A 286-nucleotide genomic window follows, 5' to 3' on the forward strand; every position below is an offset into this window, starting at 1 on the left:
GCGACACCGGCCAGTGCTGCCGGTTGCGCTCGATCCACGCGTACTTCACTCTCGCTCCCCCGCGAAGTACGCCGTCGCTTTTCCCAGGATGTCGCGCTCCATCTTCACGCGCGCCAACTCCGCGCGCAGCCGGGCAATCTCCATCTGCTCCGCACTCACCGACTTGGTGCCCGCGCCTGTGAGCCGCCCCTCCCGCTCTGCCTTGATCCAGTTGTGCAGCGTCTGCTCGGCAATCCCAAGGATCTTGGCCGTCGCCGCCATACCCTGCCCGTTCTTGACCAGCCTC

Annotated in this window: 1 pseudogene; it reads right to left on the bottom strand. The window is 66.4% G+C overall.

Going from position 1 to position 286, the window contains the following annotated elements:
* A pseudogene (locus tag D3A59_RS03765) lies at positions 1-286 on the bottom strand (transposase); the annotation flags it as partial.

The sequence above is a fragment of the Caldimonas tepidiphila genome, assembly GCF_003569765.1.
In the GTDB taxonomy this organism is placed as follows: domain Bacteria; phylum Pseudomonadota; class Gammaproteobacteria; order Burkholderiales; family Burkholderiaceae_C; genus Caldimonas; species Caldimonas tepidiphila.